Origin of the sequence: Francisella adeliensis (assembly GCF_003290445.1) — a bacterium.
Classification (GTDB): Bacteria; Pseudomonadota; Gammaproteobacteria; order Francisellales; family Francisellaceae; genus Francisella; species Francisella adeliensis.
This window is the reverse complement of the sequence record NZ_CP021781.1, coordinates 1,697,715-1,712,218: the sequence shown is the minus strand read 5'-3', so window position 1 is coordinate 1,712,218 and position 14,504 is coordinate 1,697,715. Positions and strand designations below refer to the sequence as shown.

Below are 14,504 nucleotides of genomic sequence, written 5' to 3'. Positions count from 1 at the left end.
GCTGTTAAAATTTATATAGTTTTGTTTCGTTTTTTAAGTGTTTTATGGAATTGTTAGATTGCTCCGGTGTAGGTGAGGCTACTGTAAAAATGCTTGAAAAATATGGAATAAATACTCCTGAGAAAATTTTAACTATATTTCCAAAAGCGTATAAAGATACTCGAAATGTTACACCTATAGCAAATCTTCAGCTTGGTTATACATATCTTATAGAAGGCCGAATTAGTCATATTAGCCATAATAGATTTGGGAGGAAGTTTCTGAAATTTGTAGTTACAGATAATACTGCTAGCTGTACTATTGTGATGTTTCGCTTTTATCCAAATCAAATATCTATGCTTGAGAATGCTGAAACTGTGCGATGTTATGGTAAGGTGGATTTATCTTCAAGTACACAAATGGTACATCCTGAGTGGTCAATTGTTAAGAACGGCAAATCAACGATTGAACAGAAGATATCAGCGGTTTATCGGTTGGCAAAAATTTCTGATAAGGTTGTGTCTAATATAGTGTTGAAGGTATTACAGTCAAAGACTGTTGAGAATTTATTGCCTCAAAAATATTTAAAGAAATATAGTTTATTAGATTATACAGATTCATTGTACATAATCCACGCATTAGCAAATACTCTTGAAGAAAGATATCTTCTAAAAGCTCGTTACTCTATAAAATTTGAAGAGATGATTGCTTATAAGTTAGCGGAAGAAAGTGTAAAAAAGGATAGCACTAAAACTAGCTCGCCTAGTCTAAAAGTTGCTGATAAAGATTTATTAAGCTTCAAACAAAAATTTCCCTATGAACTTACAATAGCTCAAGATAGAACTATAGCTGAAATTCTCACAGATGTACGCAGTAATAATACTATGATACGTCTGCTTCAAGGCGATGTGGGGGCTGGTAAAACTATAGTTGCGACAATGGCGCTATATGCTTGTGTAAGCTCAGGTTATCAAGCTGCGATAATGGCACCTACTGAAATATTGGCAGAGCAACATTTTGCATTCTTGAGTGATTTTTTTGCTGATACAGATATTGAGGTGGTGCCACTTCTAGGTAAGCTAACAGCTAAGCAAACTCGAACTAGTCTAGAGAAGGTAAGTACGCTTAAAAAATGTATAGTAGTTGGCACGCACGCAATATTTCAAGAACGAGTAGAATATAACAATCTTGGGTTAGTAGTAGTCGATGAGCAACATCGCTTTGGTGTGGAACAACGCCTAGCCCTTATGCAAAAAGGTAGTGGCGTGGGTTTTCAAGCTCCACATCAACTAATAATATCTGCAACGCCTATTCCTAGAACTCTAGCGATGACTTTGTATGGTAACTTAAAGCTCTCGATACTTGATGAGCTACCACCAAATCGTAAGCCAATAACTACAACTATTCTCAACCGAACTAAAAAGCAAAATCTTATTGCTAAATTAAAACAAGCTGTTGCAAATAAAGAACAGATTTATTGGGTCTGTCCACTAGTCGAAGAATCGGAAGAGCTAGATACTTTACAAGATGTCAAATCACTACATCAAGAGCTTTCGCAAGAGCTGGGTGCTGAAAGGGTTGGTTTGGTTTATGGGAGCATGAAGTCTAAAGAAAAAGTCCAAGTTATGAGTGATTTCAAAGCTGCTAAATACGATATATTGGTTGCTACAACTGTAATTGAGGTTGGGGTCGATGTGCCAAATGCAAGTATTATGATAATAGATAACGCCGAAAGGCTAGGTATTTCACAACTTCATCAGTTGCGTGGTAGGGTTGGGAGAGGCTCAAAAGAGAGTTATTGTATATTACTATATAGTGATAAAATTAGTGAGATTGGCAAGAAAAGGTTGTCTCTTATTCGCGAGTCACAAGATGGTTTTTATTTGGCAGAAAAAGATTTAGAAATTCGAGGTGCTGGAGATGTACTTGGTAAAGAACAGTCTGGATTATCATCATTTACAACTTTCGATATAAATGAGTATTATGATAGTTTTGAGAAAGTCTCAGAATTAGCTGATGAAATAAATGAAAATGAACCTAAGGTGGCGGATAAGTTGATTGAAAAATGGTTTGATAAAAATATAAGTTTTGTGGATGTGTAGAAGATGATTTTGGCAAGTTTGTTAGCAGTTGTAGTGGCATTGATAGTTACAGTAGTTGTAGCTCGTGTTTTGTATAGGTTTAGTTTCAAAAGAGGACTCTTGCAGTCGCGCAAAGATTATATGATAAATGCTGTGATAGTAGCGTTTGTATTTTTTTGTGTGAGTAGTATTGTGTATGTAACACTAATAAACATTTAGTACACAGATTAGGTTTTGCAATATCAAAATTGTTTTTTAGAATCAAAACAGTACAATATTTATCTTTTATTGGAGATGTTCATAGGTATATGTATTTTATAGTCGTTACACTAATCGTGATTTTAACATTATCATGTTTTTCATATATGGTATATAAAGTTGCAACACATCAAGATAAAGAAACAACTTTAAGTTTCTGGCAGGCGATAATGCTAGCTTTCTCAGGAGTTATAGCGTTTATAGGAGATACAATAGGTGTTGGAAGCTTTGCAATAAATATTGCTATAGCAAAGACATTTAAACTTGTAAAAGATGCAGATTTACCAGCTTTAGCTAATGGTGCTCAAGTTGTTCCAGGAGCTATAGAGGCGGTCTTTTTTTTAGGGGTTTTACATGTTGATGCCTTAACGCTAATCACTTTAGTTTTAGGAGCGACCCTGGGAGGATTTATTGGTGGTATATATGCCTCAAAAATAGATGCAAAGAAAATTAGACTTATCATGATAAGCTCGTTTGTAGTTGTTATTTTTTTGCTACTTACTAACCTATTAGGTTTAATTCCAATAGGAGGAAGTTTGGTCGCATTAGCTGGTACTAAGCTCGTATTAGGTTTTTTTGGGATGTTTATCGCTGGGTTCTTAGTTTGCTTTGGGGTTGGGTTATTTGCAATAGTGCAGGCGATACTCTTTTTGCTTGGAATGTCTCCATTAGTGGCCTTTCCTATTATGACTACAGCTGGAGCTATTCAGCAACCAGTTACTACTTTTGCATTTATCTTTGCAGGTAGAATTCCTCTTAAAAAAATTCTTATAGTTGGGTTGTTTGGTATTGTTGGTGTCATGATTGGTTTTAATATTGTTACATCATTAACGACATTTCAGCTTCATTGTTTGTTGATTTTGGTGATTGGCTACAATGTTATTAATCTGGTTATAGCATCTTTAAAAGACTCTAAGACTTCAATATAAAACAAGCTTAAAAAAAATATTACAACTGTTATAATACTTTGTAGCAATTCTAAATAGTAAAACTCAAGGTAATATAAATTATGGCAGTTATTAAAACTCAAGATCTAATTGATAGTGTAGCGGATGCTTTACAGTATATTTCTTACTACCATCCAAAAGATTTCGTAGATGCAATGTACGAAGCTTACAATCGTGAAGAGTCAAAACCAGCAAAAGATGCAATGGCTCAAATCTTGATAAATTCAAGAATGTCTGCTTATGGACAACGCCCAATTTGTCAAGATACAGGTATGGTTTGTGCATTTGTGAAGGTTGGTATGGATGCGAAACTTGATGATACTAGTCGCACAATTACAGAACTTGTAAATGAGGGTGTAAAAAAAGGTTACGCTGATGAGCATAATCCTCTTAGAGCATCTATGGTATTTCCACCACATGGTGCAAGAAAAAATACAAAAGATAATACTCCTGCTATAGTGCATATAGATTTAGTACATGGCGATAAGATTGATATTGATATTGCTGCAAAGGGTGGGGGATCAGAGTTTAAATCAAAGTTTAAAGTACTAAACCCTAGTGATAGTATTGCTGATTGGGTAGAAGAAATGTTGCCAACTATGGGTGCTGGCTGGTGTCCACCAGGTATAATTGGTATAGGCGTTGGTGGTACCGCTGAAAAATCTATGCTTTTAGCTAAAGAGTCGCTTGGTGAAGAGATAAATATGCAAGATATTATCAAAAACGGCCCACAAAATGAGACTGAAGAGTTAAGGCTAGAGATTTTTAATCGGGTTAATGCTTTAGGTATAGGGGCGCAAGGTCTTGGTGGTCTTACAACTGTGCTTGACGTGAAGATTAACGAGTACCCAACACATGCGGCTTGTAAGCCTGTAGCACTTATACCAAACTGTGCTGCTACTCGTCATGTGCATTTTACACTTGATGGCTCTGGAGCTGTATATTTACCTTCTCCAAAATTAGAGGACTGGCCAGTTATCGAGCAGAGTCAAAATGATGATGTTGTGCGTATTGATCTTGAAACTGCAACAAAAGAAGATTTTCAAAAATTAAAGTCGGGTGACAATATTTTACTTAGTGGTAAAATTCTTACTGGTCGTGATGCTGCTCATAAACGTTTAAAAGATATGTATGAAGCTGGTGAAGAGTTTCCTGTGAACTTAAAAGATAAATTTATCTATTATGTAGGCCCTGTAGACCCTGTAGGTGATGAAGTAGTTGGTCCAGCTGGTCCTACAACAGCAACTAGAATGGATAAGTTCACGCCGTTTATGCTAGAAAACGTAGGTGTAATGGGTATGATAGGTAAATCTGAGCGTGGACAAGATACTATTGATTCAATCAAGAAAAACAAAGCTATATATCTTATGGGAGTAGGCGGAGCAGCTTACCTTATTTCTAAATCTATCAAGCAAGCAAAAGTTGTTGGTTTTGAAGATTTAGGTATGGAAGCTATCTATGAGTTTGAAGTAGAAGATATGCCGGTAACAGTGGCTGTTGACTCAAATGGGGTGTCTGCTCATCAGCAAGGTCCTAAAGTCTGGAAAGCCAAAATCGCCGATATTAAAAAGCAGTAATAAGTTCTGTGTTATGGTATTATTGAGGTTGTAGTCAATTAGCATTTAAGGATTATCGATATGAAAAAAGTATTATTGTCAACAGTGTTACTAATACCTTTTATGGTTTTTGCAGATTCCCAAGATTCGGATAATCATCAACAAAAATTTGAAGCTAAAAAACAGCAGATAATTACAAGAATGCAAGAAGGTATGTCTTGTGTTGAGAAAGCAACTACAAGGGATGAATTAAAAGCTTGTAAGCCAAATAAGAAAGGGCATAAAAAGAATAAATAAGGTTTAATAATATGCAACAAGCAGTGTTTTTGTTTACACAAATATTTTTTGTGGTTTTGGCTATATCAGTAATAGGTATAACTATTTTTACTATTGTAAAAAAACGCGATAAAAGTAATCTTGGAAACGATAAGATGACATCATCAGCTTCTAATAAAATACCAAAAAATGAATCAAGATAAAATCTTTGAATTTATAAAAAAAGTAAATGCGATAGCTCATACAGGAGTTGTGTATTCTAAATGTGAATATGCATTGGATAATTATCATGAGCTTTTAGAGTTAAGCACTAAAATGCTTCATGAATATATAAAGTCTGAAGTTCAACCGTATGATATATATCGAGATACTTATTATCCTACTCCTCAACCTGGTGTAAGAGTCGTTATTATCAATGATGGTAAGCTTTTGATGGCTCAAGATATAGACACTCCTGGCGAGTGGACTATTCCAGGTGGGTGGTGCGATATTGATTTATCTCCGGTTGAAACCTGTGTAAAAGAGGTTAAAGAAGAGACTGGCTTTGACATAAAAGTTACAAAATTTTTAGCATTGATGGATAGAAATAATTACACTCAAAGTGAGATCTATAATGTTTATAGTTTAGTTTTTTTAGCTGAAATAGTTGGTGGCGAAAATAACCCTAACTTTGAAGTAACAGAAGTTGATTGGTTTGATATGGAAAACCTACCAAAATTATCTCATAAACTTACTAAACAAGAGTTAGATATAATTCTAAAAACATATAATAATAATCAAATATATTTTGAGTAGGGTTTACATTTTGCCCGTAGATAAATACTATCTATAACAGTTATATTAAAATTAAAAATCTAATGATAATTTTAGGCGTTCATCTCACGATAATCTTGAAATTTATAGTTACTTTACTGACTATAATTAATCCATTTTCGATTTCTGGAATATATCTCAATGCAGTTGACTCTTTAAATAGGAAAGAGAAAAATGTTTTTGCACTTACTGTAGCTATCGCAGTATTTATTATTCTAACTATTGTTGCATGGGTTGGCATAAGCGTATTAAATGCTTTTGGTATAAACATTAATGCTTTTAAATTTGGCGGAGGTATTGTTGTGCTTTTCTTTGGTTTGAGGGTTATAGGAGTTATTCCACAAGTTCAAAACACAAGTGTTCATACTGATTCAAAAAAATTAGCGATAGTACCAATGGCAATGCCTTTGGTAGCAGGTCCTGGAACTTTAGTAGCGACCATTTCAGAAGTTCATGTTTATTTTGCTACAGTAGAAGCTAAAATAATTGCTACAGCTTGTATAGTTTTTGTGGCTCTTTTACTTTGGTTATTTTTTAGAGAATTACCTAAAATTCTAGAAGTTTTAGGTAATAATATAATGGATATAATCTCAAAAATTATGGGGTTATTTTTAACAGCTTTAGCTGTTGAAATGATGTTTGATGGTATAAAAGGATTCTTTTTTTAATGTTTAATGAAATTACGGAGATAAAAATGATAAAAGTTTTTGGAATCAATAATTGTACAAGTGTGCGTAATGCTCTTAAGTTTTTTGAAGAAAAGGGTAGAAAAGTAGAGTACATGAATTTGAGAAAAGAAAAGCCTACATGGCAAGAAATGCAACAAATTAAAGAAATAGGTGGTTTTAAGGTAATAGATCTTTTTAATTCAAACGGGAAGCTTTTTACAGAGATGGGTTTAAAAGAAAAGTTTGATAGCTTATCTGAAGAAGAGGCTTTCAAACTCCTAGTTACAGATGCATTGCTTTTCAAAAGACCATTAGTAGTAGAAGGTGATTTTGCTAGAACTGGTTGGAATAAAAAGGAATATGAGCAGAAGTGGGGGTAATCATTAGAATTATTGTTTGACCCCAATCTCATTCATAACATATTGATATAGAGCTTTATGAACCTGGTATGTTGGATGCACTTTATCCCAGAAAACATACTCCCATGGGTTATTACACATTTCCCCGCTTTCTCCAGCAATAATCGCAGCCTTAATATCGACTGATAGAGGCATGCTTTTCATAAATGTTAAACTTTTTTCACTTATATTATTTTTATTTTTTAGAAGTAATTCACGGTAGAACTCGTCACTTGGTTCCGTGTTTAAATTTCCTAAGAAGTAACCACCTTTCCAACAAGACTCACCAAGATGTTTTGGGTTTATTCTGGTGTTAAATTTTTTATTAAAATTTTCAGTATCGTTTAGCATTGATACAAACATCTTGGATATATCAATAAATTTCACAGAATCAGATAGGTTAGCAAAATGCTCTAATAATTCATTATGATGTAGGCTCAAATACTCAAGAGTGGACTGATTACCTTTATCTTGTGATTCTATAGTTAGTGCTAGATTAGGCAAACCAATAATGAGTGTTTTTTCGGCATTAACCTCTTTGATGCTTGTGATTATTTTATTGACTACTTTGTTAGTGGCTTGATCCATGTCTGCGATAGTCATATCTTTACTAGCAGTTAAATAATCGTTAGCGCCAATAAAGAATATCGCTAAAACCCGCTCATCTTTAGGCCAATGTATTTTATCTACATTATATAAAGTTAGCTCTCCACCAAGGTTATAAGGTAGACCAAGGTCAGCCCATTCAGGCATCAAAATTGTCGTTGCACCTCCAACGGCATAATTACTAACATTCATATTATATGTCTTGAGCATATTTTTAAATTGATTTGACCAAGCAATCCCATTGGAGAACATACCGCTGTAATATGGAGTGGATTTTGGTATAACTCCTCCAGTATATGTATATAAATTTTCAGGGTCACTTAAACTGTCACCAAAAATTAAAACTCTATCAATACTTTCTAAATAACTTCCATTTAGATTCATTTTACTTGAACATGCAGAAACTGTAAATGTCGGAATTTTAAGTGAAAACTTTGGTGAATAACTATGCCAATTTTTCTTATAATCTTGTTGTAAATTATCATGTTCAACTTCGATATCACCGGTCAGCTTTTTAAAAGTAGCGTAATTACTTTTCCAGCCGTTTTCTAGGAGATATTGTATGCTCCCTTTATGTGTTCCTGCATTATAATAAACTTTAATATCTGATGTTGTATGCGAAAATGTATTATTATTTATATACTTCCCTGCTAAAAAATATTGATTTGGTTTTAGCTCTGTAGATATATTGCTTCCTGAACCATCTGCATCAATATCAAACTGTACAGGATAGCTACAGTTATTTTCTAGGATAATTTCAGATCTTGCATCTGCATATACTGATGCTATTAACCCAAGACTTGTAAAAACCGATAAGAGTATTGAAGTTCTAGTTGCCATATTTAATTACTTTGCGTATGAATTGTTTAAATTGTATTATGCTGAGTCATTTAAAGAAAGCTAGTAAAAATACTAGTTTGCTGAGAATTAAATTTTTATATTTCTATAGTTTTGGTATAACAAAAGCAGTCACTATTCATAAAGCATATCTAAATGAAAAAACTTTTTATATTTTTTAGTCTTTCTTCCATTGTTGCTCAAGGTATTTCATTTGATATCTCTGGATACATTTCTAGTAAAAATCTTAAGGAAAGTAAGGACTTTAAGAGCTTAGATTATCAGGTGCTAAACAAAGCTATATATAGTGGGAGTGACATTAATATATGTGAAAAAAAGCCTAACCAAAGACTCTTTGAGCAAAAATTAAAACCTTTATGCTTAAAAGATTTCATGCTTGACGATGATGATACTTTAGAACACTTAATAGAACTAATAAATAAAAGCAATCTTGTTTTATTAAATATAGAGGATATGTATTCCAATGAGCTAAATACTATCATACAAAATCCAACACTAGTTAAACCCTTTGTGAGTTCTATTAAGGGTTTATTCGAATTTATAAGGTTAAAAAATATAAGTGATGTACAAAGGTTTGGAAAAACTTTCTCTGGAGTGAGTGTGGATTGGCAACCGTATGCTAACACCTGGTTTTTTCTTTATCAAAAGAACGCTCGCCAAAAACTACAAAATTACTTAAATTTTTTAGAGCAAATTAAGTTTACCCTCCATGCTGAAGTAGATATAACAATTCCTGCAAGAACTAATATAATAAAAAAGGTTGAAAAAATCTACCCTGGCTTTTGGAAGAAGCTATCAAGAACAGTAGATACAATGAATATCAATTCATACAATTATCATAATACTTTAGACATCCAAAAAAGAACTAATTACAGTTCCCCACTTTTCCCTGATCAAAAACAGACATCACAAATCAGTCAAAAAAATTCCGAAAATATCTTTAAAACTACGAAAGCCTATATTAGGTACGGCGTCAGTCCAGGAAAACTAGTTATAACTATTCCTACTTTCGGCTATGTTTATCACGAAGTACCATTCTTAAATAACGGCCTTTATCAAACATTTTCTAATGAAAATATTTCTAAAATGGATTTAATCGAAAAATTACAGTATAAGAATCTAGTAAGTAAAAACAATATTTTTTGGAAAATAGAAAATAACACTCGGGTTGGTCAAGCCATTGCATATAACAAAAGTACCAAAGAATTCCTTACTATTGATACCCCAAAAACGATTAGAGAAAAAATTATATTTATTAAGAATAATAATTTAAAAGGTATTATCTTCTTAAATGTCGGTGGAGATATAAGCAAATTAAGCCTTTTTTATAATGAGAAATCTTTAGTGAAAGCAGCTGTTAATGAGCTTTAATTAGTATTTTTACTAGTTAAAGTAATCCATGCTTTTTTATATCATATACCAATAAAATAATAAGAAAAATAGGTTCAAGAAATGGTAGGTAAAAAAGTATTTTTTATATTAGTATTAATTGCGACTGTTTATGTAATCGTATATTTACACTCTTCTAAGATGGTGATGAATGACTTTCATAAATCAGATCATAATGAAATTTATCCATCAGGTTATGTTACAGAAAATGTTTGATGATCTAATATAAATCTAGTAAAAAGTGAGCATGATATTTTCCAACCATATATGCAAGTTTAGATGTTTTTCCTTTAATCATTAGGTTTATGCAATTAATCTCTGCTTTTGTTAGGTTTATATTAATGTCTGGAGCAACAGAATTTTTTAATTCTAGTAGTAAAAGATTTTTATGGGCTTTTTTGATATTGATACATATATATGGGACATCATTGTATGCTTTATATTTCTTGATACTAAGAAATAGTTGGTCATGACCTACTGCTTCATAGGTTATTAGATCTTTTTTTGTATCAAAAACTATCTTATCATTGGTTTGAAAGTTTATAGCTGTTTCTTCATCAAAGGCCTCATAATTTGACATACCTTCAATATTATCAAAGTTAGAAAGATTGTTTGTATAAGCACATTTGCTTGTATGTATATAGAATTCTGATCTTTTGTAAATACTGAGATTGGTAATTTTAGTAAATCATTTAAATGAAGGTTAGCATTTTTTTATGAATATGTTCTATTATCCGTGCTGTTATATATAAAAAATCATTTACTTTTAAAGCAATATCCCATCTTATTTTAAATCTTGAGTCTGAAGTCTCTTTATAAGAATGTTTTTCTTTCAGAATACTGGTATCTTCAAGAATTTTAATAAAAGGCTCTTTAGTAAATAGGATATTAAAAAACTTATTTTTGAAAATAATTTCTTTTTCTTCTGTACATACTATGAGAGGTATTTCCATATTATTGCAGAAGTCGATAAAATAATGGTGTTTATCTAAAATCATAATATTACTTAACTTCATTAATAAGATGAGCATGATAACGCCCAAGCATATATGCAAGCTTTGATGTGCGTTGGCAATTTAATTTTTTTCTTATTTGGTTAATATTCCACTCTATAGTTTTTTTTGATTTGTTTATTATTGTCGCAATTTCAGCAGCAGATTTACCCTCTACTGACCAATACATACATTCCATTTCGCCTGTGGAAAATTTTATGTCAGAATTATCACCTATGATTATGTTATTACTATATTCCAACATCTTTTGATGTATATGGTTAAGCTCTATAGAAAGGCCAAATAAAATTTGGTTTTCAGGTGTCTTTATGGATATAGAGCTTATAATTTTATTATCGATGTTTATTTGTTCAATAAAGTATTGTTGAGACATTGACTCTAAAGTAAATTGATCATTATTTATGAGTTTTTGTGCACTTGATACCCACTGTAAGTCATGATCAGTTTTATTTATAGGATTATTTGCTAAAAAATTTTTATGGTCATTACAAAAAGCATAAGTGCCATTGCTATCTTTGGCATAAATATATAAGGGTAGGCCGTTTAGAGCTTCTACTATTTGAGCTGTATTAATGTTAGCAAAATCTTCAATATTTATTATACGAATCGTTATCCAATATAAACTTCTTGTTGTGCTTATCAAATCAAACCTTAAAGTACAGTAATGGTTAGAGAAGTAATTACTAGAGTATTGTTTTTTCTTTTCTTTTAGCGTGTTCAAGCAAAGTGATTTTATGAGGGTATTAGAGTCAATATTAAGTCTTTTATAGTGATCATTGCTATCAACTATTTTTAGGTCTTGGTTTATATAAATATAAGCCATATTCATGGTTTCACAAAAAACTTTAATGACTCAGGCATTGCTTGATTTGATTCTAGACCTATGTGCTTATCGAGATCTAATCTATCTTTCATATCTGCTCTAGACTCTTAGATATCTGTATTCTACTCCTAATCTTATTAGTATGTTACTAGTAAAAATACTAATATGTTAGATTTATATCTTTGAAAGGCTATTGAATCAGATTACTCAAGATAACAAGATAACTAGAGCTTAGTTGATCGAAACATCAGACTCTTATATAAATAGCAAACATTTCGACAGGTTCAATGAACTTTTGCTATTGAATCACCAGCCTTTTTGATTGAGAGAACAACCTTAGGATAATTATATTTGTTCGATGTAGTAAGTCATTGTTGATTTTGCTTAAGTCTTAAATATGAATTGAAGAATTTATTAGGATAATTACTAGTATTTTATCTAGAGTTCTTTTTGTTAAAGTGGCAAGTGAGCTTATATGAAATAAGTTTAATAGAATAAAAAATGATATTGATTGTCAGACTTTCTATTTAGATTAATTAGAAAGTGAATTATTTAATTATTAGTTATTGTGTAGGAAATTAATTAAAGGAAATTATTATGAAAAATGCAATAAAACCATTAACTTTAATGACTATATTATGTAGTTTCTCAGTAGCACAAGCCAATAGTATTGATGATAGTGAATTCAAAAAGAAGAACCAAATAATCCGATATTATTCGGCAAATAATAATGATGATCAAATAGATCAGGCTTCTAAAAAATTTAAAGATTTTGCCGTTAATAAGGTTAAGGATATTTTAACTGGGGTAGCTGGAACAGGATTTAATTATCTAATGAATCAAACTGGATTATCTGCATTATTTGCTTTAATTAACCCCCAAGAGGAGAGCGTAACAAAAAAACTTGACTATATTATAAAATCTTTGGAGAAAATACAAAAAGGTATAGATATTATTCAAGATAATCAGAAGATAATGAAGACTTATATAGTAGATGGTTTTTATAATGCAAATTATGCAAATTATGCGAGCCAACTTGAAAAGACATTGTTTTTACTAGATTCTTCAAATAGTAAAAATAAAAGTGATAAAACAAAAAATCTAAAAAGTACAGATGACTTTCTTGTTGAGACAATTAGTAATATAGATCTGTATTATGATTCATTTTTTATCAAGCCTGTAGAAATAAATCCTGATATAGAAAGTGATCAGATAATTTCATATGTTGAAAATAATTTAGTCTATAAAACAAGTGGTCTGCATATTACTCAAGACAATATAAATAGCATTATTTCTTTACGTGATAACTTACTTAAACGTTTGAATTCAAATTATTTACCTGCACCAACAGATAAAAGTGTTTTATTGGACTCTATTAAAACGGACCTATCATTGGATCTTGCTCAGTCAATTGATTATTTAAATTATAGTGTTACTTCAGTTAATTTGACTTATGCGATATTGATGCAAAAAACATACATGGTTATACAAGCACTTACTGTTCTTATAGATAAAGACCCTGCATATAAGGATTTTTATATCGCAAAAAATATGAAGGAAAGCACAACACTTTCTGAGCAATTAAAAGATAATGTTGTCAAAATAAATACAAAGATCGATGATTTTACATCAAGCATGGATAGATTGTATATAAAAAACAAAATTGATATTTTTAGGTCTACAAGTAATCTACTTTTTGTGGCAGGCGAGAATAAAAATAAAATGAATATAGATTTGGCAAAAGAACATTGCGTAATTGCCAAATATGTTCCAAGCTCTAAATTCGTTAGTATTGCATGCACAGAAGATATAGACCCTAAAAAAATAGATTATAAATATAAGTTTGCGTCATACTTAAATACAGTAGCTGATGGTTATCATGTTCCAGCAAATTTTATGAGTTTTAATTATGGTTCAAACATTTCTGAGAACGAACGCTTTATATTGAACTATGATAATTTTTACAAAAGAGAAGATTCTGAAAATTATTTTGGTAATGGCTCTAAGCATGTTATTGATAGTATAAATGATGGTGTGATTCTACAGGATACTATAGGGTTGTTTGTTGGGCCTTTTGAGTGTCATTTGGATGATAAAACTGACAAATATCAAGTGGATAAAAAGCCAGTGTGGATTTATGATAGCAATATAACTCCAGGTTTTAAGGATCGTTATTATGTTTCTTATTCAACTTTGATTCATTTCCAAGAAACAGGTAACTGGGTATTTATAAATAACGATATATCACAACCATATGGGTGGTTTTTAGGAGGCTTACATAATGATTTTTCTACTTATATTGGGGGTGTAAGTGAAGACAATACTAAGCTTGAAGCAACAAGAGTACCTTCAAAGAATAATGATCGTCCAATGCGACATTATGCTATTCAACAAGGTTTTATGACTGGTGCCTCACTTATTATGGATTATAGCGATAGTTTGAATACTTTAGAGCATAGGGCTGTGGGAAAGGGAACTAGTGCAAAAATTTACACTTATAATCCCTTAAAGATAGACATCAAAATTGATGAGAAAGAAGTTAAGGTTGCTTTAGGTGGTAATTGGTTACAATACTGTGACAGAAGGTCTGCTAAGGTAGAACCTACAACAAAAAATGGTGCAAAAGGCTGGAAATTCACAGCTAATTGCCATGAGGATATGGCTAATGCTAATGATTTAAAGTCTCTTGAGCTTTTTATAGGTGAGAAATTGGTAGCAAATGCCGCGGATACTTCTTTTAAGCTATTAAATATTACTTATGACAAAAACGCCGCAAATGTTTTAAGTATAAAATAAAATTTGATTGAAGTAGTATCTTTAGGCTATAAAATATTTTGTA

Annotated in this window: 16 protein-coding genes; 12 read left to right on the top strand and 4 right to left on the bottom strand. The window is 31.6% G+C overall.

Features of this window, described 5'->3' with window-relative positions; all coding sequences use genetic code 11:
- The first annotated feature begins 44 nt into the window (after positions 1–44).
- From CDH04_RS08225 to CDH04_RS08190, 9 genes are all read left to right on the top strand, one after another.
- Positions 45–2,081 (top strand): ATP-dependent DNA helicase RecG, encoded by a 2,037-nt coding sequence (locus CDH04_RS08225; RefSeq protein ID WP_112870557.1) that lies wholly within the window; start codon positions 45–47, stop codon positions 2,079–2,081.
- A gap of 3 nt (positions 2,082–2,084) precedes the next feature.
- Positions 2,085–2,279 carry a hypothetical protein gene (locus CDH04_RS08220; RefSeq protein ID WP_112870556.1) on the top strand — a complete coding sequence of 65 codons (195 nt, stop codon included), beginning with the start codon at positions 2,085–2,087 and terminating at the stop codon, positions 2,277–2,279.
- A gap of 89 nt (positions 2,280–2,368) precedes the next feature.
- Positions 2,369–3,247 (top strand): sulfite exporter TauE/SafE family protein, encoded by an 879-nt coding sequence (locus tag CDH04_RS08215; RefSeq protein ID WP_162699222.1) that lies wholly within the window; start codon positions 2,369–2,371, stop codon positions 3,245–3,247.
- A gap of 80 nt (positions 3,248–3,327) precedes the next feature.
- Entirely contained in the window at positions 3,328–4,842 is a 1,515-nt protein-coding gene (locus tag CDH04_RS08210) for a fumarate hydratase (RefSeq protein WP_112870554.1), read from the top strand.
- A 60-nt stretch (positions 4,843–4,902) separates the two neighbouring features.
- Positions 4,903–5,118, top strand: coding sequence for a hypothetical protein (locus tag CDH04_RS08205; protein WP_112870553.1), 216 nt, complete (start codon positions 4,903–4,905; stop codon positions 5,116–5,118).
- An 11-nt stretch (positions 5,119–5,129) separates the two neighbouring features.
- On the top strand, positions 5,130–5,300 hold the full coding sequence (locus CDH04_RS09830) for a hypothetical protein (RefSeq protein ID WP_162699221.1): 171 nt from the start codon (positions 5,130–5,132) through the stop codon (positions 5,298–5,300).
- On the top strand, positions 5,287–5,892 hold the full coding sequence (locus CDH04_RS08200) for an NUDIX hydrolase N-terminal domain-containing protein (protein ID WP_112870552.1): 606 nt from the start codon (positions 5,287–5,289) through the stop codon (positions 5,890–5,892). Before CDH04_RS09830 ends, CDH04_RS08200 begins: the two co-directional genes overlap by 14 nt.
- A 95-nt stretch (positions 5,893–5,987) precedes the next feature.
- Entirely contained in the window at positions 5,988–6,578 is a 591-nt protein-coding gene (locus CDH04_RS08195) for a MarC family protein (RefSeq protein ID WP_234393466.1), read from the top strand.
- Positions 6,579–6,604: 26 nt separating this feature from the next.
- On the top strand, positions 6,605–6,958 hold the full coding sequence (locus CDH04_RS08190) for an arsenate reductase family protein (protein WP_112870933.1): 354 nt from the start codon (positions 6,605–6,607) through the stop codon (positions 6,956–6,958).
- Positions 6,959–6,967: 9 nt separating this feature from the next.
- Here CDH04_RS08190 and CDH04_RS08185 read toward each other — a convergent pair whose 3' ends face one another.
- Entirely contained in the window at positions 6,968–8,422 is a 1,455-nt protein-coding gene (locus CDH04_RS08185) for an SGNH/GDSL hydrolase family protein (protein WP_112870551.1), read from the bottom strand.
- A 153-nt stretch (positions 8,423–8,575) separates the two neighbouring features.
- On the opposite strand from CDH04_RS08185, the gene CDH04_RS08180 reads away from it, so the two are divergent.
- A complete protein-coding gene (locus tag CDH04_RS08180; RefSeq protein WP_112870550.1) occupies positions 8,576–9,811 on the top strand; it encodes a glycoside hydrolase family 18 protein in 1,236 nt (411 codons plus the stop codon).
- An 81-nt stretch (positions 9,812–9,892) separates the two neighbouring features.
- Positions 9,893–10,045, top strand: coding sequence for a hypothetical protein (locus CDH04_RS09825; protein ID WP_162699220.1), 153 nt, complete (start codon positions 9,893–9,895; stop codon positions 10,043–10,045).
- Positions 10,046–10,049: 4 nt separating this feature from the next.
- Here CDH04_RS09825 and CDH04_RS08175 read toward each other — a convergent pair whose 3' ends face one another.
- The 3 genes from CDH04_RS08175 to CDH04_RS08165 all read right to left on the bottom strand — a co-directional run bounded on the left by CDH04_RS08175 (position 10,050) and on the right by CDH04_RS08165 (position 11,671).
- On the bottom strand, positions 10,050–10,409 hold the full coding sequence (locus CDH04_RS08175) for a hypothetical protein (protein ID WP_112870549.1): 360 nt from the start codon (positions 10,407–10,409) through the stop codon (positions 10,050–10,052).
- Between the two features lie 112 nt (positions 10,410–10,521).
- Entirely contained in the window at positions 10,522–10,827 is a 306-nt protein-coding gene (locus tag CDH04_RS08170) for a hypothetical protein (RefSeq protein WP_162699219.1), read from the bottom strand.
- 4 nt (positions 10,828–10,831) lie between these two features.
- Positions 10,832–11,671 (bottom strand): helix-turn-helix transcriptional regulator, encoded by an 840-nt coding sequence (locus tag CDH04_RS08165; protein WP_112870547.1) that lies wholly within the window; start codon positions 11,669–11,671, stop codon positions 10,832–10,834.
- A gap of 591 nt (positions 11,672–12,262) precedes the next feature.
- Between CDH04_RS08165 and CDH04_RS08160 the strand changes: the two genes are divergently transcribed.
- Positions 12,263–14,461: a hypothetical protein gene (locus CDH04_RS08160; protein ID WP_112870546.1), complete on the top strand. Its 2,199-nt coding sequence runs from the start codon at positions 12,263–12,265 to the stop codon at positions 14,459–14,461.
- Positions 14,462–14,504 lie beyond the last annotated feature (43 nt).